Source organism: Streptosporangium sp. NPDC020072, assembly GCF_040631445.1.
Classification (GTDB): domain Bacteria; phylum Actinomycetota; class Actinomycetes; order Streptosporangiales; family Streptosporangiaceae; genus Streptosporangium.
Map to the genome: position 1 here is coordinate 451,958 of NZ_JBEYAB010000002.1, position 20,863 is coordinate 472,820.

Here is a 20,863-nt window from a genome sequence, read left to right on the forward strand (position 1 = left end):
GGGTAAACGGCACGGCTGTCGAAGATTACCCTCGCCGGACCACCGGATGACACAGTCTGACCACCAGACATCCGAATGCCGAATTTTAGGCGCACACGGCGTAAAGCGCGTAGTAGCACCCCCACGCGGCGTAAGCCCCCCACGTGGCCACCTCCGGCCACGGCGCCCTCGGGCACCGGATCGGCGACGGTCACGGTCCCAGTCTGAGGTAAACGACACCGTCTCGGCCATCCCTGGGACGGACCCGGCCACCCCGGGCGGTGAAACCTCGCCGTGATCTCCCGAGCAGCCCAAGCAGTGGGGCCACATGTCAGGATTGGGATATGTCAGACGGACACGGCTCCACTCCCGACACCCCACCCGGCTGGGCGTCCAACCAGCCCCCGCCGTACGGCGACGCCCAGGGAACGCCGTGGGCCGCGCCCGGATCGGGACCCGGCGGACCGTCGCCGTCCCAGCCCCCGCCACAGTACGGGCAGCAGCACGGGCAGCAGCAGCCGCCCTCCTCCCCGCCTCCGCCGTACCAGCAGCACCCCGGGCATCACCCCGGGCAGCAGCCGTACCAGGGGCAGCCGTACCCGCCGGGACAGCCGCATCCGGGGCAGGGATACCCCCCGCCTCCGTACGGCTACCAGCAGCCGCCCCCGGCGTTGCGGCCCGGGATCATCCCGCTGCGCCCCCTCGGCGTGGGCGACGTCATCGACGGCGCGATCAAGCTGATCCGCTCCAACCCCAAGGCCGTGCTCGGCCTGTCCGCGATCGCCGCCGCGCTCGGCGCCATCCCGGTCGCCATCGGCCAGGCCCTGACCTTCGGCAGGATCGGCGACGCCTTCAGGAACAACGACCCCACGGCGCTGGAGGTCACGGGGCAGACCGACTTCCTCGCCGACTACGGCGGCTCCCTCATCTCCTACGCCGTGCAGTTCGTCGCGGTGACCCTGCTCAGCGGCGTGCTGACCCGCATCCTCGGCCGCGCCGTCTTCGGCGGGAAGATCACCACCGGTGAGGCGTGGCGGCTGACCAGGGGACGGGTGCCCACCCTGTTCGGGCTGGTCGCCATCGAGGCGGGCATCCTGCTGCTGCCGCTGGCCGCGGTCGTGGGACTGCTGTACGCGGCCGCCGTCTCCGGCATCGACCTCGGGGCGTTCGTGCTGGTCATGGTGCTGGTGATGATCCTCTACATGGTCTACGCCGCCTTCATCACCACCCGGCTCGTGCTCGCGGCACCCGCCGCGGTGCTGGAGAAGACGGGTGTCATGGCCTCGCTGAGCAGGTCGTGGCGGCTGACCCAGGGCAGTTTCTGGCGGCTGTTCGGCATCCTGCTGCTCACGAGCATCCTCGCGGGCCTGGTCGGCCTGGTGATCTCCGTCCCGTTCTCCTTCGCCGCGGCCTTCGTCGGCATTCTCGTCTCGGGCGGGACGGGCGTGCAGATCCTCCTCGCGATCCTCCTCGCGATCGGCGGGACCGTCGGAGCGATGCTCACCTACCCGTTCCAGGCCGGGGTGTACGGCCTGCTCTACGCCGACCGCAGGATGCGCGCTGAGGCCTTCGACCTGGTGCTGCAGACCGCGGCCATCGAGCAGCAGCGCCAGGGGTGGGTGCACGCCTCCGCCGACGACCTGTGGAGTTCCTCCGCCACCCCCGGGCAGCCGGGCCAGGGAGCCCCGTGGCCGGGCCGCTGACGGCGTCGGCGCTCACGGTCCCCGTCGACACCGACCGCGGACAGGCGGCGGGTGAGGCGATCCGTGAGCTGCTCAAGGCCGAGTACGCCAAGGAGAACGTCGTCGACCGCGTCATGCGGGTCGTCAACCAGTTCCTCGGCGACCTGCTCGACCAGGAGGCGGCGGGCACCGTGGGCAGTGTGATCGCGTGGATCGTCCTGGGCGTGATCGTCCTGGCCGCGCTCACCGCGGTCTTCCTGGTCGCCCGCAGGACGGCCGGTCGCGGCTCCACCAGGCGGGAGGGCGTCTTCGGCGACGGCCGCCGCAGCGCGGCCGAGCACCGGCAGGCGGCCGAGCACCTGGCCGCGCGGGAGCAGTGGGCCGAGGCGATCCGCGAACGGCTCAGGGCCGTGGCCAGGGACCTGGAGGACCGCGTCGTCATCGACTCGATGCCCGGCCGTACCGCCGACGAGCTGGCCGTCGAGGCGGGGCGCGCGCTGCCCGGCCTGGCCGCCGACCTGGCCGCCGCCGCACGGATCTTCGACGACGTGACCTACGGCGAGGTGCCGGGGACCGCCGCCGCCTACGAGGTCATGCGCGACCTCGACGAGCGCCTGCGCACCGCCCGGCCCGTGTTCGCCCGGGAAACCTCCCCGGAAACCTCCAAGGTGGCCGTCCCGTGAGCTCCCAGACGGGCCTGGCCCCCGTGAACGCCCTCGGGCCGACGCCGACCTCACCGACCGCGCGGAGCCTGTGGCGCGGCGGCAGGGGCGCCCTGTCGATCGCCCTCCTGGTCGTGCTGGTGGCCGTCGGCGGGGTGCTGCTCGGCGGCGGCCAGGGCGAGGGCAAGCCGCTCGACCCGGAGAGCACCTCGCTGTCCGGGGCGAGGGGCCTGGCGCAGCTGCTGCGGGCCGAGGGTGTCCGGGTCGTCAGGGTCACCTCCGTGACCGAGGCCGTCGAGGCCGCCGGGACCCCGAAGGCCCCCGGCGGCAGCATGCTGCTGCTCGGCGACACCTCCTTCCTCACCGAGGAGGAGGCCGACCAGCTGGCCTCGACGCCCGCGGACCGGCTGGTGGTCGGCGCCCAGCCGTACCTCGGCCGGCTGGCCCCCGGTGTGAGCCCCGGCCCGGAGACACGGGCGCGCTCGCGCGAGCCGCGCTGCGCGCTGCCCGCCGCGGTCAGGGCGGGCAGCGCATACCTGGGCGGGACGACCTTCACCGCCCCCTCGTGGGCGACCGGCTGCTACCCGGCGGACGGCTCCCCCTCCCTGGTCAGATACGAGGAGGCGGGCCGTACGATCACGGTCGTCGGCGACGGCCAGTTCATGAGCAACCTGCGCCTGGCCGAGGACGGCAACGCCGCGCTGGCGATGAACCTGGCCGGGACGCGGCCCACGCTGGTCTGGCTCGTCGCCCCGGAGACGCCGCCCACCGTGAGCGCCACGCCGCCGACCCTGTACGACCTCATCCCGTCCGCGGTTGTCTGGGCCGTCGTGCAGCTGGCCGTCGTGGTCCTCCTGCTCGCGCTCTGGCAGGGCCGCAGGCTCGGTCCCGTGGTGACCGAACGGCTTCCGGTCGTGGTCAGGGCGGCGGAGACCGTCGAGGGACGGGCCAGGCTCTACCGGGCGAGGCGGGCCCGTGACCGGGCCGTCTCCGCCCTCAGGACGGGCTTCGTCGACCGCGTGACCCCCAGGCTCGGACTGCCCGTGGGGGCGGGCCCCGAAGCCGTGGTCGGCGCGATCGCAGAAAGGACCGGTCAGCCCGCCGCCTACGTGGGCTCCGCCCTGTACGGCAGGGCGCCGGCGGACGAGGCCGGGCTGATAGCCGTGGCCGCATACCTTGACATGTTGGAAAGGCAGGTCAGAGAGTCGTGAGCGAGCGCAGCGAGCCGGGCGCCGGATACCCCGATCCCGGGCCCGGCGGCGACCCCGCGGGCACGCCGCCGGACAACGGCGGTCAGGGCGGCACGCCGTCCCCGGGGCCCCAGACGCCCTTCCCCGGCGGCCAGGGCGGCTTCGCGGCGCCTCCCGCCCCGCCTCCCGGACCGCCCGCCTCCTTCCCCGCCGGGCCCGCTGTGCCCTCAGGGGCCCCGGCGCCCCCGATGCCCGCTGTGCCCCCAGGGGCCCCTGTGCCTCCCGTCGCGGGGACCGACAGGGCGCGTGAGGCGCGTGAGGCCCTCAGCGCGCTGCGCGCCGAGGTCGCCAAGGCCGTGGTCGGGCAGGACGCGGTGGTGACCGGGCTGGTCATCGCCCTGCTCTGCCGGGGGCACGTGCTGCTCGAAGGCGTGCCGGGCGTCGCCAAGACCCTGCTCGTCAAGACGCTGTCCGCCGCGCTCTCCCTGGACTTCAAGCGGGTGCAGTTCACCCCGGACCTGATGCCCGGCGACGTCACCGGCTCCCTGATCTACGACGCGAAGACCTCGGAGTTCGAGTTCAGGCAGGGCCCGGTCTTCACCAACCTGCTGCTCGCCGACGAGATCAACCGCACGCCTCCGAAGACGCAGGCGGCCCTCCTGGAGGCGATGGAGGAGCGCCAGGTCAGCGTCGAGGGCAGGGCGCGCGCGCTGCCCGAGCCGTTCATCGTGGCCGCGACCCAGAACCCGGTCGAGTACGAGGGCACCTACCAGCTCCCCGAGGCGCAGCTCGACCGGTTCCTGCTCAAGCTGACCGTGCCGCTGCCCGCCCGCGACCAGGAGATCGCGGTGCTGGAACGGCACGCGCTCGGCTTCGACCCGCGCGACCTGTCCCACATCAGGGCGGTCGCCACCGTCGAGGACCTGGACGCGGGACGCGCGGCCGTCAGCCAGGTGCACGCCGGGCCCGAGGTGCTCGGCTACATCGTGGACATCGCCAGGGCCACCCGCCAGTCGCCGTCACTGCAACTCGGCGTCTCACCGCGTGGCGGCACCGCGCTGCTCGCCGGCGCCCGCGCCTGGGCGTGGCTCTCCGGCCGTTCCTACGTGACCCCTGACGACGTCAAGGCCCTGGCCAGGCCCGCGCTGCGGCACAGGATCCAGCTGCGTCCCGAGGCCGAGCTTGAGGGCGCGACCGCGGACGGCCTGATCGACGCCATCCTCGCCTCCGTCCCCGTCCCCCGCTGAGCGTGGCACCGATCGTGACGAGGACGCGCGAAGGAGAGGGCGAGGCGGTGCGGACATGGCACTGACGGGACGGGCCGCGCTGCTGGCCCTGCTGGGGACGCTGGTCGTGCTGTTCGCGCCCAGGCCCGGTCTGGCGGTCGCCGCCGTCGCGCTGCTGCTGGTCGCGCTGGTCGCGATCGACCTGGCGCTGGCCGCGGGCGTGCGACCGCTGCGCCTGAGCCGCGCGGGAGACCGCCTGGTACGGCTCGGCGAGACCGCGGCGGTCGAGCTGATCGTGGAGAACCCCGGCCCTCGCAGGGCTAAAGGACTGCTCAGGGACGCCTGGCCCCCGTCGGCGGGGGCGGCTCCGCGCCGTTTCGTCCTCGACGTCCCTCCCGGGGAGCGCCGCCGCCTGGTCACGACGCTCACCCCGTCCCGAAGGGGGGACCGGGAGGCGGTCACCGTCACCGTGCGGACGCTGGGCCCGCTGGGCATCGCGGGCCGCCAGGGCTCCCACAGCGTGCCGTGGTCGGTCCGGGTGCTGCCGCCGTTCCTCAGCCGCAAGCACCTGCCCGCCAAGCTGTCCAGGCTCAGGGAGCTTGAGGGCAGGCACCCCTCGATGATCAGGGGGCAGGGCACCGAGTTCGACTCGCTGCGCGAGTACGTGGTCGGTGACGACGTCCGTTCGATCGACTGGCGGGCGACCGCCCGCCGCCACGACGTGGTGGTCCGCACCTGGCGTCCCGAACGCGACCGCCGGGTGCTGATCGTCCTGGACACCGGGCGCACCTCGGCGGGACGGGTCGGCACCGCCCCGATCCCGCTCGCGGGTGAGCTTCCCCGCAACCGGGACATCCCTGGTGGAACCGGGGTGGCGCCCGGCTGGCCCCGCCTCGACTGGTCGATGGACGCGGCCCTGCTGCTGGCCGCGCTGGCCTCGCGGGCGGGCGACCGGGTCGACTTCATGGCCCACGACCGCGCGGTGCGGGCCTGGGTCTCCGGCGCGGGCCGTGGCGACCTGCTGTCCACCCTGGTCAACACCATGGCCCCGATCGAGGCCGAGCTGATCGAGGCCGACTCGGCGGACATGGTCTCGGCCGTGCTGTCCAGGGCGAAGCGGCGCTGCCTGGTCGTGGTGCTCACCGACCTGAACCCGGCCTCGCTTGAGGAGGGGCTGCTGCCCGTGCTCCCCCAGCTCTCCTCCCGGCACCTGGTACTGCTGGCCGCCGTCTCCGACCCTCAGGTCGCGGCGATGGAGGCCGGGCGCGGCACCGCCGAACTGGTCTACAACGCCGCGGCGGCCGAACGGCACAGCGCCGAGCGGCGCAGGATCACCGCCCGGCTCAGACGACACGGCGTCGAGGTGGTCGACGCCGCCCCCGAGCAGATCGCCCCCGCCCTCGCCGACGCCTACCTCGCCCTGAAGGCCGCGGGCCGCCTGTGACCCGGCCCCCGGGCTCCTATCCGGCGCTCGGGGCCAGGTCGGGCGCCCGCTCCAGGTCTCCGGTCTCCCCCGCGGCCACGGCACGGCGGCCGAAGAAGATCACGTAGGCCAGGAAGGCCGCCTCCGCGACGACCCCGATGCCGACGCGCGCCCAGGTCGGCAGGCCCGAGGGGGTGACCAGGCCCTCGATGAGCCCGGAGACCAGCAGGACGACGACCAGCCCGAGCGCCACGCTCACCACGGCTCTGCCCTGCTCGGCGAGGACCTCGCCCCGCCCGCGCGGCCCCGGGTTGACGACCGTCCAGCCCAGGCGCATGCCGACGGCGGCGGCCAGGAAGACGGCGGTCAGTTCGAGCAGGCCGTGCGGCGTGATGAGCCCGAAGAAGACGTCCAGCCTGTCGTGGGAGGCCATCAGACCTGCGGAGACGGCCACGTTGGCCGCGTTCTGCCACAGGATGTACGGGATCGGCAGGCCGAGCAGGATGGCCATCACGATGACCTGCATCGAGACCCAGGCGTTGTTGACCCAGACCTGGCCCGCGAACGAGGCCCCGGGGTGCTCCGAGTAGTAGTCGGCGAAGTCGTGCTCGACGAGCTGACGGATCTCCTCCGGCGTGCCGACCGCGGCCTGGACCGCGGGGTCGCGCGCGACCCAGACGGCCATGACCACCGAGACCAGCAGGAACGCCCCGGTCGTCGCGATCCACCACCAGCGGGCGCGGTAGGCGACCACGGGGAAGGAGACCGTGAAGAAGCGGACGAACTCCCGCCAGGCGGGGGTGTGCGCGCCGGTCACCGCGGAACGGGCCCTGGCCACCAGCGCGGAGAGCCGCCCGACCAGGAACGGGTCCGCCCGGCCTGAGCGCACGATGGACAGGTGCGTCGCGACCCTCTGGTAGAGCTCGACGAGTTCGTCGATCTCGGCGCCGTTCAGCGACCTGCGGCGCCGTACCAGCTCCTCAAGGCGGTCCCAGACGGGGCGGTGCGCGTTGACGAAGGCGTCGATGTCCACCAGGAAAGCCTAATGCCGCGCCCGGGGGCCCTTCTTGACCTCAAGGGGGATTGAGGTCCTAGGTTCGGAGACCTGTGGAGTGGTCGAGCCGGACGGGGACGGGACATGAACCAGGCGGGGCGTGGCTGGGACGGCGAGACGCTGGATCTGGCGGCCTATCTGGCGCGGATCTCCTTCGAGGGAGACCTCACGCCGACCGCGCGGACGCTGCGCGCCCTGCAGCGGGCGCACGCGGCCGCGATCCCCTTCGAGAACCTGGAGGTCGTGCTGGGCCGCCCGGTCCTCCTCGACCTCGAAGCCCTTCAGGACAAGATGGTGCGCGGGGCACGCGGCGGTTACTGCTACGAGCACACCCGGTTGTTCGCGGCGGCGCTCGAACGGCTGGGGTTCGGCGTGACGGGGCTCGCCGCACGGGTGCGGATGGGCTCGGACAGGCTGCGGGCCGCGACGCACGCGCTCCTGTTGGTCGAGGTGCCCGGGTCCCCGGAAAGCGGGTGGATCTGCGACGTCGGCTTCGGCGAGGGACCGACCGAGCCGATCGAGCTGGTCGAGGGCGCCGAGTCGGAGCAGGGCGGCCGGCGCTTCCGGCTGGAACGGGCAGGGCGGGAGTGGGTGCTGAACTCCCTGCGCAGCCCCGCCGACGGCTGGCTCGACCTGCACTCCTTCACTCTCGACCCGCGCTACCCCGTCGACTATGTCGTGATAAATCACTACATCTCAACTCATCCGAACTCGCCGTTCGTCAACCGTCTCGTGGTCAGGCGACCCGGCCCCGGGGTCCTGTACGGCCTGCTGGGGACCACGCTGACCGCCCACCACCCCGACGGCTCCGCCGAGGAGCGGCATCTCGAACCCGGCGAGGTGCCGAAGGTCCTTGAGGAGACCTTCGGCGTCCGGCTCGGCCCCGCCGACGCCGCCGCCCTCACCGCCCGTCTCTCCTGACCCGTCCCGGCCCGTTCCCGCGAGCCGTACCGGTGATCGACACCGGTTACGGTGTCCTCCTAGACACATGAACCCACGGGGAGCGGCCTCATGTACTTCCAGCACGCGGACGACATCTGGGCGGAGCACCCCGGCCTCGCCGCCGGAGTGGTCCTGGCCACCGGGATCACCCCGGAGGCGTCCGTCGAGGAGCGGATCACGGAGTTCGCCGCCGTCGCCGGGCGGCGGCTCGCGGCGGGCTCCGAGGCCGAGTTCCCCGAGATCCAGGCCTGGCGGCGGACCTTCTCCAAGATGGGCCTCAAGCCGACCCAGTACCGCTGCGCCTCCGAGGCGCTGCTGCGGCGTTTCAAGAAGGAGGGGGACCTTCCCCGGATCCACCCGCTGATCGACCTGTGCAACGCGGTCTCGATCGCGTTCGCGATCCCGATCGCCGTGTTCGACCTGGCCAACGTCTCCGGGGGCCTTGAGGTCAGGCACGCGACCGGCGAGGAGACCTACCTGACCTTCTCCGGGGAGACCGAGAACCCGGAGCCGCGCGAGGTGGTCTTCGCCGACGCCGAGGGCCGGGCGCACGCCCGCCGGTGGACGAACCGGCAGAGCGGGCTGTCCGCCGTACGGCCGGGCACCGCCTCGGTCCTGATCGTCGCCGAGGCGCTGCACGACTCGGCGGCCGGGGACGTCGAGGAGCTCACGGCCACGGTCGCCGGGCAGCTCGGCGAGGTCTGGCCGGTCGCGCCCAAGGCCGTGACACTCAGCCGGTCGGCTCCGCGTCTGGAGTTCTGAGCGGCTCCCCGCCCGCTCCCGGGCCGGGCAGTACGTCCACGTCGGTGGCGCGCATCGGCTGCCCGCACGAGGAGCAGCACAGCTCGACGTGGCCGATCTCGCCGCAGGCGTGGTGGCGGTAGAGCACCGGCGGCCCCGCCTCGCCCGAGGTCCAGCGGTCACCCCAGCGCACCATCACCAGCAGCAGGTCGCACAGCTCCCTGCCCTTGGCGGTGAGCAGGTACTCGTCGCGGGGTGGCCGCTCCGAGTACGCCCGTCGTTCGAGCACGCCGTTCTCGGTCAGCCATCTGAGCCGTTCGGCGAGCACCTTGCGGGAGATGCCCAGGTCCTGCTGGATCTGCTCGAAGCGGTTCATTCCAACGTAGACGTCCCGCAGGATCAACGGCGACCACGGCTCGCCCACGATGTCCAGCGTGCGGGCGATGGAACAGGCCATGTCACCGAACCGAGTGCGTTGCATCGGCCCAGTCTAGGCGAGTGGGTTCCCTCAGGGAATGGTCTCTGCTACGGTCGCCCTATGAGTTCCCTCAGGGAACTGACAAGGAGAGGACTGATCCGCGATGTCGAAGAACCCGGTGGCCGAGCTCCTGTTCAGCGAGGCCGACGCCACCCCCATCAGCACCGACCCGGCGACGGTGAAGTCCTGGGACCTGGCACGGACGTGCGTCGAGTCGGCGCACCGGGCGTGGCTGTCGACCGGACGGCCGGGCGGCGGCCCGCACGCCGTGCCGTTGATGCCGGTCTGGGTCGACGGCGCGCCCTGCTTCACCAGCCGCCCCCACTCCCGCAAGAGCAGGAACCTCGCCGGCGACCCCCGCTGCGTCCTCACCGCCGCCGACGAGACACTCGACCTCGTCATCGAGGGCGAGGCCGTGCGGATCACGGACGAGGACGGCATCAGGCGGGTCCTCGACGCGTTCGGGGCCAAGTACGGCTGGGGGCTGTCGGTGCGCGACGGTTCGGCCTTCGCCGACGACCTGCCCGGCTCCCCCGAGTACGGTGTCTACCGGATCGTTCCGACCCGTGCCTTCGGCTACGGCGCCGACGGCTCGACGGCGACACGCTGGCGGTTCGAGGGAGAGTGACCAACTGCGTAGGGGAGTGGGATGGTCCGTCATAGGTAGGGTGCTGATGTGACCGATGTCGTAACCGGCGAGGCCGTCGTCGTCGAAGTCAGGATCGCCCAGCTACCGAGCCGGGCCCTGGCACTGCTGATCGACATGACGGTCCAGTTCGTGACGCTGTTCGGCGTTTCCCAGCTGATCGGCGTCCTGGCCTGGAACGCCGACGAGGCACTGGTCGTGATGCTCTACATCGCCTTCACCGTGTCCGTGCTCGTCGGCTACCCCGTGGCCTTCGAGACCCTCAGCAGGGGCCGCAGCCTGGGAAAACTCGCCCTCGGGCTCAGGGTCGTCAGCGACGACGGCGGCCCGGAGCGGTTCCGGCAGGCACTGTTCCGCGGCCTGTCCGGAATGGTGGAGTTCTGGATGCTCGGCGGCGCCCCGGCACTGATCGGCTCGCTGATCTCCGAGAAGGGCAAACGGCTCGGTGACGTCTTCGCGGGCACCGTCGTGATCGCCGAGCGCTCCCCCAGGCAGTACGGCCCGCCCCTGGAGATGCCCCCGCCGCTGGCCGCCTGGGCCGCGACGCTCGAACTGTCCCGGCTGCCCGAGGGGGTCGCCGCGACCGCCAGGCAGTACCTCATGCGCTGGCACGACCTCTCGCCCGCCGTGCAGCACGAGATGGGGGTGCGCATCGCCACCGAGATGTCGGCCTTCGTCTCACCGCCCCCGCCGTCCGGGGTGCCGCCGTTCGCCTACCTGACCGCCGTACTGGCCGAGCGCCGCAGACGTGACCAGGTACGGCTGGCGCAGCGGATCGGCGCTCCCCCGCCCGATCCCCGGTTCCAGGCCCCGTCCCAGGCTCCGTACCAGCCGTATCCGCAGCCGCCCGCCCCGCCGCCCGCGCCGTACGGCCCGCCCTTCGCTCCCCCCACGCAGGCCCCTCAGCCCCCTCGGCCCCCGCAGGTCCCGCCGGCGCCTCCCACGACCACCCCCGGCGGCTTCGTCCCGCCCGCCTGAACACCGACGTGCCCCGGCCATGGCGGACCGGGGCACCGGAGAAGGGGAACGGTCACTCCGCCCCGACGCCGAACCAGCCCCTGTAGGAGGTCTGGGTCTGCACGTTCAACCGGTCGAAGCGGACCCACCTCGCCGGGTCGGTGCGCCTGTCGCTGATGTTGAGGACGTCGAGCCCGAAGTTGAAGTCACTGCCGTAGACGTAGCCGTTGTAGTAGTAGGCCGACCAGATGCCGCCGGAGCCACCGCTGGGGTCGGGACCGCGCTCGAAGAAGCCGATCTCCTTCGGGTGGGCCGAGTCGGTGAAGTCGATGACGGAGACGCCGCCCTGGTACCACGCCTGGACCAGGATGTCGCGGCCCCTGACCGGGATCAGTGAGCCGTTGTGCGCGACGCAGTTCTCGGTCTCCCCCTGGTAGCGGGAGATCTTGAAGTAGCTCTTGAAGACCAGCCTGCCGCGCCTGATGTCGAAGATGGCGTCGGCTCCCCGGTTGGGTCCCGTCTCCTCGTTGCAGGTGGCCGCGCCGCCGCCGCCGAGTTCGTCGGTGAAGATGACCTTGGTGCCCTCGTTGTTGAACGTCGCCGAGTGCCAGAAGGCGAAGTTCGGGTCGGTCACCCGGGCCGTGACGACCGGGTTCTCCCGGTCGGAGATGTCCAGCAGCACGCCGTCACCCATGCAGGCCCCGGCCGCGATGTCCTTCTCCGCGTAGACGGTGATGTCGTGGCAGCCGGTGGTCGGCAGCAGCAGACCGGGCTGGGTCTCGTTGCCGCCGTCGGGGAAGACGACCGGCGTGCTGACGACCGCGGCGTCCACCGGCCTGTGCAGCGGCACCTTGATGACCGAGATCTTGTCATGCGGCGGCTGGCAGTCGGGGAAGGCCGCGTTGGGGCTGTAGGAGGAGACGTACAGGTAGACGTTCCTCCAGCGGTCCCTGCCCTTGCCCGGCACCTGGGTCAGGGTGTGGGAGCCGCAGTTCGTCTCGACCGACTTGATGTACTTCGGATGTGCCTTGTCGCTGATGTCGAAGATCCGGACGCCCTCCCACGACTCCTTGACCGACGCGCTCTGCGCGGTGCTGCTGCAGGAGTCGTTGTTGCGGGAGGAGTCGACCGCGGTGAACAGCAGGTTGTCGTGGACGGTGACGTCCATCTGGGAACCGGGGCATACGACGCTGCTGACCACCTTGACGTGTTTCGGGTCGCGAATGTCGTAGATAGAGAAACCGCCGTAATTTCCGACGAACGCATAGTCACCCTGGAATGCGATGTCGGTGTTGATGGTCTTCTCCAGCCCGGCGGGCTTGGGAACATTCGTCACATGCGCCACATTCGCACTGGTGACCACCTGGCCGGGGGCCGGGAGATCGGAGGCCTGGGCCGGTACGGTGGCCAGGACCAGCGCCGCCGCGGCCGCGGCCGCGATCAGGAATCGGCCACCAAGGCCCTTCCTGAGAGGGGATAACACCGGTGATCCTCCTTGCCGCTTATGCCATAAAGCACAGATAAATAACTGAATTGTTTATCCGAACGGCAGACACCACAAGACCTGACCACGTCAGTAAATTTTCCCGTTCTGCGGCCTTTACTCCTTTCCCTCCCCGGGTTATCGTCCTTGCCCGGGGGAGTCGGGAGATCACGAAGGAGGCCGGGTGCGCGTCAGACTGGTGCTCGCCGTTCTCACGGCCCTGTCGGCCCTGTCGGCCACCGCCTGCTCGGCCGGTGGGCGACCGGCGGCGCTGTCCGCCCCGCTGTCGGCCGCGCCGCCGACCGCGCCCGTCATCGCGCCCGGCAGGCCGGGCGAGGCCGCCAGGACGCTCGGGGCGGACGAGGCGGCGACGGCGGTGCCCACCCCCACGGCGAACGCGGCCGACGTGCGGTACGCGCAGGACATGATCGTCCACCACCGGCAGGCCCTGGAGATGGCGACCCTGGCCCTCACCCACGCGGGCGACCCGACGGTCCGCGCCCTGGCCTCCCGGATCAGGGACTCACAGGGGCCGGAGATCCAGGTCATGTCCCGGTGGCTGACCGAGCAGGGCATGCGGCTGCCGGACCACCACACGAACCACGGCGCCATGCCCGGCATGGCCACCCCCGAGCAGCTCGACGCCCTGGCCGCCGCCTCGGGCCCGGAGTTCGACCGCCTCTTCCTGCGGCTGATGACGGCCCACCACCGGGGCGCGATCACGATGTCGGCGGAGGTCCTGACCAACGGCTCGCACCTGAGGATCGAGGAGATGGCCAACGAGATCGCCACGGTCCAGGCCGGGGAGATCCGCAGGATGGCCCGCCTCCTGGCCTCCCCCTGAGGTCAGGAGCCCAGGCGCCAGGAGCGCAGGTACTCCTCCTGCTGCGTGGTCAGGTGGTCGACCTCGATGCCCGCGGCGGCGAGCTTGAGCCTGGCCACCTCCACGTCGACCTCCTCGGGAACGTCGTAGACGCCGGGTTCGAGCCGGGCCCGCTCACGGGCCAGCCAGGCCACGGCGAGGGCCTGGGCGGAGAAGGACATGTCCATCACGGCGGCCGGGTGCCCCTCGGCGGCCGTGAGGTTCACCAGACGACCCTCGGCCAGCAGCAACAGCCTGCGCCCGTCGGCCAGGACGTACTCGTCGGTGTTCGGCCGCACCCCGGGCCGCACCTCGCGGGCCAGTTCCTCAAGGGCCCTGACGTCGATCTCGACGTCGAAGTGGCCGGCGTTGGCCAGGATCGCGCCGTCCTTCATCGCCGCCAGGTGCTCACCCCTGATGACGTCGCGGTTGCCGGTCACGGTGACGAACACGTCGCCGACCACCGCCGCGGCGGCCATGGTCCGCACGTCGTAACCCTGCAGCGAGGCGTCGAGCGCCTTGACCGGGTCGATCTCGGTGACGACGACCCGGGCGCCCAGGCCCCTGGCCCGCTCGGCCACCCCCCGGCCGCAGAATCCGAACCCGGCGACGACCACGACCTTGCCCGCCAGCAGCGTGTTGGTCGCGCGCATGATGCCGTCCAGGGTCGACTGGCCGGTGCCGTACCGGTTGTCGAACATCCGCTTGGTCCGGGTGTCGTTGACCGCGACGACGGGGAAGCGCAACGCCCGCTCCGCCGCCATCTGCCGGAGCCTGATGACCCCGGTCGTGGTCTCCTCGCAGCCGCCGGAGACCGTTTCGAGGAGTTCGGTCCGCTCGGTGTGCAGGATGTTGACCAGGTCACAGCCGTCGTCGAGAACCAGGTCGGGGACGATGTCCAGGGCCTGGTGGATGTGCCGGTAGTAGGTCTGCCGGTCGACCCCCGCCAGCGCGTGCACGCGCACGCCGTACGCGCCGAGGGCCTGGGCCACGTCGTCCTGGGTGGACAGCGGGTTGGAGGCGGCCAGCGCGATCTCGGCCCCGCCCGCCCGAAGGGCACCCATGAGGACGGCGGTCTCCGCCGTCACGTGCAGGCAGGCGGCGATCCGCAGTCCGTCGAACGGCTCGTCGGCCGCGAACCGTTCCCCGATCGCGGTGAGCACCGGCATCGCCCGCGCCGCCCACCCGATCCGCCGCTCCCCGGCGGCCGTCAGCGCGCTGTCCACGGTCCTCCCCAGATGGCCCGAAGGCCCCCGCGTGCCACGCGGGGGCCGGGTCTGACGGTTCGATCAGTAACGGTAGTGGTCGGCCTTGTAGGGGCCCTCGACGTCCACGCCGATGTACTCCGCCTGCTCCTTGGTGAGCTTGGTGAGCTTCACGCCGAGGGCGTCGAGGTGGAGGCGGGCGACCTTCTCGTCCAGGTGCTTGGGCAGCACGTAGACGCCGACCGGGTACTGCTCGGTCTTGGTGAACAGCTCGATCTGGGCGATCACCTGGTTGGTGAACGAGTTGGACATGACGAACGAGGGGTGGCCGGTGGCGCAGCCCAGGTTCATCAGACGGCCCTCGGCGAGCACGATGATCTGACGGCCGTCGGGGAAGGCCCAGGTGTGGACCTGCGGCTTGACCTCGGTCTTGACGATGCCCGGGATCTTGGCCAGGCCGGCCATGTCGATCTCGTTGTCGAAGTGCCCGATGTTGGACACGATCGCGTTGTGCTTCATCCGCGACATGTGGTCAGCGGTGATGATGTCGAAGTTGCCGGTCGTGGTGACGAAGATGTCGGCGATGCCGACGACGTCGTCGAGCGTGGTGACCTGGAAGCCGTCCATGGCCGCCTGGAGCGCGCAGATCGGGTCGATCTCGGTGACGATGACCCGGGCGCCCTGGCCCCTGAGGGCGTCGGCGCAGCCCTTGCCGACGTCGCCGTAACCGGCCACGACCGCGACCTTGCCACCGATCAGCACGTCGGTGGCGCGGTTGAGGCCGTCGATGACCGAGTGGCGGCAGCCGTACTTGTTGTCGAACTTCGACTTGGTCACCGAGTCGTTGACGTTGATCGCCGGGAAGAGCAGCGAGCCCGCCTTGAACATCTCGTACAGGCGGTGGACACCGGTGGTGGTCTCCTCGGTGACGCCCTTGATGCGCGAGGCGATCTCGGTCCAGCGCTTGTCCGGCCCGACCGTACGGCGCAGCAGCTCCAGGATGACCTGCCACTCCTCGGAGTCGCCCTCGGAGGCACCGGGGACGGCACCGGCCTTCTCGTACTCGACGCCCTTGTGGACGAGCAGCGTCGCGTCGCCGCCGTCGTCGAGGATCATGTTGGGGCCGTCACCGCCGGGCCAGACGAGCGCCTGCTCGGTGCACCACCAGTACTCCTCCAGGGTCTCGCCCTTCCAGGCGAAGACCGGAACGCCCTTGGGGTCCTCGACGGTGCCCTCGGGGCCGACGACCACGGCGGCGGCGGCGTGGTCCTGGGTGGAGAAGATGTTGCAGCTCACCCAGCGAACCTCGGCGCCGAGCGCGACCAGCGTCTCGATCAGCACGGCGGTCTGGATGGTCATGTGCAGCGAGCCCATGATCTTCGCGCCGGCCAGCGGCTGGGAGTCCGCGTACTCCTTGCGGACGGCCATCAGACCCGGCATCTCGTGCTCGGCGAGCTGGATCTCCCGACGCCCGAAAGCGGCCAGGGAAAGGTCGGCGACCTTGAAGTCCATGAATTAACCCCTCTGGTTGATGGTCTGGCGCCGCATGCCCCCGCCGGGCTCGCCGCGTGCACGGCCCCGCTTCGCCTCCGGGCACGGCTCTCACTCCACCGGAAAGCAGACGAAGTGAGTGTAGGCGCCCGATACGGCTCCGCGCACCTTGTGAGGCGGTAACCTTACACAAGAATGTGAGGTTTCCAGGAAAGGCGCGATATGCGGATCACCGAGGCCGCGAAACGGCTGGGAATGTCCCCCAGAATGCTCCGCTACCGCGAGGCCCTGGGACTGCTCCCGCCCGTCAGGACCCAGGGGGCGCACCGCCGCTTCGGCCAGGAGGAACTGGCCGCCGTGGCGCAGGGCGTCGAGCTGGAGAAGCGCTTCGACGTCTCCCCCGCCGAGCTGGCGTTCGCGCTGCGGGTGCTGAGCGAGCCCGCCGTCGCGCAGGCCGTACGGGATCTCGGGCTGCGGATCGGCCGCCTCCAGGCCCCGCGCAGGGCGCTGGACTTCGAGAAGGAGAAAGCCCTGCGCCTGCTCCAGGGGCGCTCCTGACCGCCGGAGGGGAACGTCGCTCCCAGGAGTGACGACGCCGGACGGCCTCCGTCGCGACAATTCTCCCCATGAACGTCGCAACCGTATTGACCGAGGCCGAACGGAGGGTCGACGCCCTGAACCTCCGGCGGGTCATCGCCTCCCCCCTCACCGACGTCGCCGTCGGCGTCCTGCTCATGTTCCTCGCCCTGGCCCAGCTCGGCGGCCGGTCCTCCCTGACCATGCTGGCCGCCGTGCTCGCCACGCTGCCGCACGTCGTACGGCGCAGGCATCCCTGGGCGGTCGTCACTCTGGTCTCCTTCGGCGCGCTCTGCCTGCTCTACACCGGCGTACTGCCCGGCTACCCCCCGTTCGGCGTAGTGCTGTCCGGCGCGCTCACCCTCTACACGATCGCGCGGATCGTCGGCCCGCTCGTCGTCGGGCTGGTCATCGGCGCCCTGACGATCCTGCTCCTGGCGGCCGTGTTCCTGCTGAACGGGAGGGAGCTGCTGTCCATCGCCACGCTCGACAGACAGGCGGCCTCCCCGCTCGTCGTCCTGTTCCTCGGAACCGTCCTGCTGATCTTCCTCGCCCATGTACGACGCAGCGCCAGCACGATCACGGAGATGCGCGCGGGCAACCTGGAGACGCTCAGGGAGCAGGCCGCGATGGCCGAGCGGGCCAGGATCGCCAGGGAGATGCACGACATCGTGGCCCACTCCGTCTCGAAGATCGCCGTGCAGGCCGAGACCGCCCCCTACACGCTCGACGGCCTCGACGAGCGGACCCTCCAGGAGTTCGCTGAGATCGCGACCTCCGCCCGGACCACCCTCACCGAGATGCGCCGCCTGCTCGGCGTGCTGCGCGCCGACGTCGTCACCGCCCCGGAGACCGCGCCACAACCGGGGCTGGCGCGGCTTCCCGAACTGGTCGGACGACACGAGGGCGAGGTCGACCTCGACGTGATCGGGGAGGAGGTCCCCCTGCCGCAGGCCGTGGACGTCTCCGCCTACCGGATCATCCAGGAGGCGCTGACCAACGTCCGCGTCCACGCGCCCGGCGCCCGGGTCTCGATCGAGCTGGCCTACCGCCCTGCCCTGCTGGCGCTGCGGATCACCGACAACGGCCCCGGCCCCTCCGGCGACACCGAGAACGGGCACGGCCTGGTCGGCATGCGCGAACGCGCCCTCGCCCTCGGCGGCTGGTTCAAGGCGGGCCCCGGCCCCTCCGGTGGCTTCCTCATCCAGGTGGGTCTCCCCCTCGAATGACCTCCCCCGAACCTCCCGCCCCTTACGCCGAGGCCCTCCCCGGTCCTCAAGCCGAGGCCCTCCCCGGGACGGCCTCCGGGGCTCCTCCCGGGACGGCCGTGGACGGCCGGATCCGGGTGCTGATCGCCGACGACCAGCCGGTCGTGCTGCGGGGCTTCGCCGCGGTGCTCAGGGCCCAGCCTGACATCACCGTCGTGGGAACCGCCCCCGACGGCGCCCAGGCCGTACGGCTGGCACGGCGGACCCGTCCCGACGTCGCGCTGCTGGACATCCGGATGCCGGAGATGAACGGCATCGAGGCGGCCCGCCGAATCCTGGAGACCGAGGCGACCAGGATCATCATGATCACCACGTTCGACCTCGACGACTACGTGTACGACGCGCTCACCGCGGGGGCGAGCGGGTTCCTGCTCAAGGACGTCAGGGCCGGAGATCTGGCGGAGGCCGTGCGGACGGTGGCCCGTGGGGACGCGCTGCTGGCCCCCAGGATCACCAGGCGACTGATCGCCGAGTTCTCCCGGCAGCGAAGGCCCGCCGCGGACGGCGGGCCGCTGACCCCGCGTGAGGTCGAGGTGCTGCGGCTGATCGCCCAGGGGCTGTCGAACGCCGAGATCGCCTCCCGCCTCGTGGTCACCGAGCACACCGTCAAGACCCACGTGGCCAGGCTGCTGGCCAAGCTGAACCTGCGTGACCGCACGCAGGCCGTCATCCACGCCTACGAGACGGGACTGGTGGTCCCCGGCGCGTGAACCTCCCGGGTCACACCCGGCCGTTGGCCGCGTGCGGCCCGGGGGTGATCCCGCCCGTCTTGGCCCGGTCGAGGTCGGGCTCCAGGTAGATGACGCGGGCGATCGGCACGGCGGAGCGGATGCGCTGCTCCGCCTCGTCGATGCCCCTGGCCACCTCGGCGGCCGTGTCGTCGTGGTCGACCGCGATCTTCGCGGCGACCAGAAGCTCCTCGGGGCCGAGGTGGAGGGTGCGCATGTGGATGACCCTGACCACCTCGGGGGCGCTCTCCAGGGCGGCGATGATCTGACCCTCGACCTCGGGACCGGCGCTCTCGCCGATCAGCAGCGACTTCATCTCGACGGCCAGCACGATCGCGATGACGGCCAGCAGCACGCCGATCGCCATCGTGCCGACGCCGTCCCAGACACCGTTGCCGGTGATGACGGCCAGCGTCACACCGGCCAGCGCCAGGATGAGGCCGACCAGGGCGCCCAGGTCCTCCAGGACGATGACCGGCAGCTCCGGCGACTTGGACCTGCGGATGAACTGGGTCCATGTCTGCTTGCCGCGCAGCGGGTTGGACTCCTTGATCGCGGTGCGGAAGGAGAAGCCCTCCGCGATGATCGCGAAGATCAGCACCGCGAAGGCCACGACCGGCGTCTCCACCGGGTGCGGGTCACTGATCTTGTGCCAGCCCTCGTAGAGGGAGAAGAGCGCGCCGATCGTGAACAGCACCACCGCGACCACGAAGGCGTAGAAGTAGCGTTCCCTGCCGTAGCCGAAGGGGTGCTCCGGGGTGCGCTTGCGCTCGGCCCGCTTCCCGCCGACCAGCAGCAACACCTGGTTCCCCGAGTCGGCGAGGGAGTGAATCGACTCGGCGAGCATGGACGACGAAGTCGTGACCAGGAAGGCGACGAACTTGGCCGCCGCGATCGCAAGGTTCGCGCTCAACGCCGCGATGATCGCCTTTGTACCGCCGCCCGCACTCACGACAGCCTCCGCTTACATAGTCCGAAAAAGACGAGAGGATACTATTGGGAAATTCTCGCCTTTAGTTCCGTGATGGCCGACACGGGGGTCGGATCGATCCCGTACCCCAGGGCGAGATAGGTACTCGCGTAGTCGCCCAGCCCGATCAGCGTCGCGAGCCGCTCAAGCGGATGAGCGCCCTCCGCGACGAGCTGGGTGGCCGGAACGCCCCTGTCCTCGGCCATCCGCACCGAGGCCTCACGCCGCCGCGCCTCCTGCGGATGCTCCTCCGTGTCACGCAGCATGAACAGCCGCAGCGACCGGCCCGCGTCGTCGGCGAAGATGTCCCGCTGCGCCAGCGGACCGTCGAAGGCCACCACCTGGTTGTGGTTGGCCTCCGGGATCTGCCCCCAGACGGCCGGGTACTTGCCGTTCTCGTTGAGCTGGCTGGCCCACCGGTAGGCGGCCACGGCCGAGAGCCGGGAGGAACCCCAGATCATCGGCACCGTCTCCGCCAGCTCCATGGCCAGCGTCTTGCCCGGGTTGATGAAGGACTCACTCACCGGACGGCAGCGGTGGGCGATCTCCTCAAGACGCTTGGCGACCTCCTCGATCACCCCGTCGTCCATCTGGAGCACGCCGAGTTCGGCGGCGACCACGAGCAACGGCACCGACAGCGCCCAGACCGCCGCCCGGGGCTGCCCGCCGGTGGTCACCGGCACGAACGGCGCGCCCGACTGCCTGGCGACCGCGTGCAGCGGAGAGTTCGCCGCGGCCAGCACCAGCAGGCGGCACCCCCTGCGGACGGCCTCCGTGGCCACCGCGAGTGTCTCCTCGGTCTTGCCCGAACACGACACGGCGACCACCAGGTCCGTCGCGCCGACCCAGCCGGGCAACTGGTAGGAACGCACCGTCACGATCGGCAACGGAGCCCCGTTGCCGCACACCGCGTCGAGGATGTCACCGGCGATGCCGGAACCGCCCATGCCCGCGACCACGATCGCCCTCGGCCTGCCCTCCCCGATCACCCGGGTGAGGTCGGCCTCACGGACACCCCGATGTGAGATGCGCACCTGCGCCGCCGAGGCGGCGACGGCGCGCAACATGCCTGAGGGGTCGCCCTCGGTCAGCCACCCCTGGTCGTCGAGCCGATCCGACTCCCAGCTCACGACTTCCGAGCCTCGTCGACCAGCAGGACCGGAATGTCATCACGAACCGGATAGACCAGCCCGCACGAGGCCGAAGTACACGACAGCTCGTCCACCTCCGGCTCCGCACGCAACGGAGACTTGCAGTTGGGGCAGGCCAGGATCTCCAGCAACCACTCGTCGATCTTCAC

The 20,863-nt window shown here is 71.2% G+C and carries 21 protein-coding genes; 13 read left to right on the forward strand and 8 right to left on the reverse strand.

All coding sequences use genetic code 11. The features are described from left to right. Positions 1–323: 323 nt before the first annotated feature. The 5 genes from ABZ470_RS05280 (at position 324) to ABZ470_RS05300 (ending at position 6,183) form a co-directional block, all read left to right on the forward strand. Positions 324–1,682: a glycerophosphoryl diester phosphodiesterase membrane domain-containing protein gene (locus tag ABZ470_RS05280; protein ID WP_362910100.1), complete on the forward strand. Its 1,359-nt coding sequence runs from the start codon at positions 324–326 to the stop codon at positions 1,680–1,682. Beyond that, the gene (locus ABZ470_RS05285; RefSeq protein ID WP_362910102.1) at positions 1,667–2,344 is read left to right on the forward strand and encodes a DUF4129 domain-containing protein; all 678 of its coding nucleotides are present in this window, start codon (positions 1,667–1,669) and stop codon (positions 2,342–2,344) included. The genes ABZ470_RS05280 and ABZ470_RS05285 overlap by 16 nt, the downstream gene beginning before the upstream one ends. Then, complete coding sequence (locus tag ABZ470_RS05290) at positions 2,341–3,534, forward strand: DUF4350 domain-containing protein (protein WP_362910104.1); 1,194 nt, start codon at positions 2,341–2,343, stop codon at positions 3,532–3,534. Before ABZ470_RS05285 ends, ABZ470_RS05290 begins: the two co-directional genes overlap by 4 nt. 227 nt (positions 3,535–3,761) lie before the next feature. After that, entirely contained in the window at positions 3,762–4,760 is a 999-nt protein-coding gene (locus ABZ470_RS05295; RefSeq protein WP_362910354.1) for a MoxR family ATPase, read from the forward strand. 55 nt (positions 4,761–4,815) lie between these two features. Further along, positions 4,816–6,183, forward strand: a complete 1,368-nt coding sequence (locus ABZ470_RS05300; protein ID WP_352009854.1) for a DUF58 domain-containing protein — start codon at positions 4,816–4,818, stop codon at positions 6,181–6,183. 16 nt (positions 6,184–6,199) lie between these two features. Here the strand turns inward: ABZ470_RS05300 and ABZ470_RS05305 are convergent, their stop codons facing one another. After that, positions 6,200–7,195 (reverse strand): stage II sporulation protein M, encoded by a 996-nt coding sequence (locus ABZ470_RS05305; protein ID WP_362772423.1) that lies wholly within the window; start codon positions 7,193–7,195, stop codon positions 6,200–6,202. Between the two features lie 105 nt (positions 7,196–7,300). Here ABZ470_RS05305 and ABZ470_RS05310 point away from each other — a divergent pair, with 105 nt between their 5' ends. Both ABZ470_RS05310 and ABZ470_RS05315 read left to right on the forward strand, forming a co-directional pair. Continuing rightward, positions 7,301–8,137, forward strand: a complete 837-nt coding sequence (locus ABZ470_RS05310) for an arylamine N-acetyltransferase (RefSeq protein WP_362910106.1) — start codon at positions 7,301–7,303, stop codon at positions 8,135–8,137. 90 nt (positions 8,138–8,227) lie between these two features. Further along, entirely contained in the window at positions 8,228–8,920 is a 693-nt protein-coding gene (locus ABZ470_RS05315) for a phenylalanine--tRNA ligase beta subunit-related protein (protein WP_352009857.1), read from the forward strand. On the opposite strand, the gene ABZ470_RS05320 is transcribed toward ABZ470_RS05315, so the two are convergent. Beyond that, positions 8,889–9,380, reverse strand: a complete 492-nt coding sequence (locus ABZ470_RS05320) for a helix-turn-helix domain-containing protein (protein WP_362910108.1) — start codon at positions 9,378–9,380, stop codon at positions 8,889–8,891. The genes ABZ470_RS05315 and ABZ470_RS05320 overlap by 32 nt on opposite strands. 100 nt (positions 9,381–9,480) lie before the next feature. Between ABZ470_RS05320 and ABZ470_RS05325 the strand changes: the two genes are divergently transcribed. Continuing rightward, positions 9,481–10,005 (forward strand): pyridoxamine 5'-phosphate oxidase family protein, encoded by a 525-nt coding sequence (locus tag ABZ470_RS05325; protein WP_362910110.1) that lies wholly within the window; start codon positions 9,481–9,483, stop codon positions 10,003–10,005. Between the two features lie 48 nt (positions 10,006–10,053). After that, entirely contained in the window at positions 10,054–11,001 is a 948-nt protein-coding gene (locus tag ABZ470_RS05330; protein WP_362910112.1) for an RDD family protein, read from the forward strand. A gap of 52 nt (positions 11,002–11,053) precedes the next feature. Here the strand turns inward: ABZ470_RS05330 and ABZ470_RS05335 are convergent, their stop codons facing one another. Next, positions 11,054–12,463, reverse strand: a complete 1,410-nt coding sequence (locus ABZ470_RS05335) for a hypothetical protein (protein ID WP_362910114.1) — start codon at positions 12,461–12,463, stop codon at positions 11,054–11,056. Positions 12,464–12,647: 184 nt separating this feature from the next. Between ABZ470_RS05335 and ABZ470_RS05340 the strand changes: the two genes are divergently transcribed. Next, positions 12,648–13,307: a DUF305 domain-containing protein gene (locus ABZ470_RS05340; protein ID WP_362910116.1), complete on the forward strand. Its 660-nt coding sequence runs from the start codon at positions 12,648–12,650 to the stop codon at positions 13,305–13,307. 2 nt (positions 13,308–13,309) lie between these two features. Here ABZ470_RS05340 and ABZ470_RS05345 read toward each other — a convergent pair whose 3' ends face one another. Together ABZ470_RS05345 and ahcY are read right to left on the reverse strand one after the other, a co-directional pair. Further along, positions 13,310–14,551: an adenosylhomocysteinase gene (locus ABZ470_RS05345; protein WP_352009863.1), complete on the reverse strand. Its 1,242-nt coding sequence runs from the start codon at positions 14,549–14,551 to the stop codon at positions 13,310–13,312. Between the two features lie 63 nt (positions 14,552–14,614). Next, positions 14,615–16,042 (reverse strand): adenosylhomocysteinase, encoded by a 1,428-nt coding sequence (gene ahcY / locus ABZ470_RS05350; RefSeq protein ID WP_352009864.1) that lies wholly within the window; start codon positions 16,040–16,042, stop codon positions 14,615–14,617. A 201-nt stretch (positions 16,043–16,243) separates the two neighbouring features. Between ahcY and ABZ470_RS05355 the strand changes: the two genes are divergently transcribed. The 3 genes from ABZ470_RS05355 (at position 16,244) to ABZ470_RS05365 (ending at position 18,575) form a co-directional block, all read left to right on the forward strand. Further along, entirely contained in the window at positions 16,244–16,579 is a 336-nt protein-coding gene (locus tag ABZ470_RS05355; protein ID WP_352009865.1) for a MerR family DNA-binding transcriptional regulator, read from the forward strand. A 68-nt stretch (positions 16,580–16,647) separates the two neighbouring features. Beyond that, positions 16,648–17,826, forward strand: a complete 1,179-nt coding sequence (locus tag ABZ470_RS05360; protein WP_362910118.1) for a histidine kinase — start codon at positions 16,648–16,650, stop codon at positions 17,824–17,826. Then, positions 17,823–18,575, forward strand: coding sequence for a response regulator transcription factor (locus ABZ470_RS05365; RefSeq protein WP_362910120.1), 753 nt, complete (start codon positions 17,823–17,825; stop codon positions 18,573–18,575). The genes ABZ470_RS05360 and ABZ470_RS05365 overlap by 4 nt, the downstream gene beginning before the upstream one ends. Before the next feature lie 10 nt (positions 18,576–18,585). Here the strand turns inward: ABZ470_RS05365 and ABZ470_RS05370 are convergent, their stop codons facing one another. The 3 genes from ABZ470_RS05370 to ABZ470_RS05380 are packed head-to-tail and all read right to left on the reverse strand — an operon-like array spanning position 18,586 to position 20,863. After that, on the reverse strand, positions 18,586–19,545 hold the full coding sequence (locus ABZ470_RS05370; protein WP_362910122.1) for a cation diffusion facilitator family transporter: 960 nt from the start codon (positions 19,543–19,545) through the stop codon (positions 18,586–18,588). A gap of 41 nt (positions 19,546–19,586) precedes the next feature. Further along, positions 19,587–20,693: a bifunctional phosphoglucose/phosphomannose isomerase gene (locus ABZ470_RS05375; RefSeq protein WP_362910124.1), complete on the reverse strand. Its 1,107-nt coding sequence runs from the start codon at positions 20,691–20,693 to the stop codon at positions 19,587–19,589. Then, positions 20,690–20,863, reverse strand: coding sequence for a Trm112 family protein (locus tag ABZ470_RS05380; RefSeq protein WP_184712993.1), 174 nt, complete (start codon positions 20,861–20,863; stop codon positions 20,690–20,692). Before ABZ470_RS05380 ends, ABZ470_RS05375 begins: the two co-directional genes overlap by 4 nt.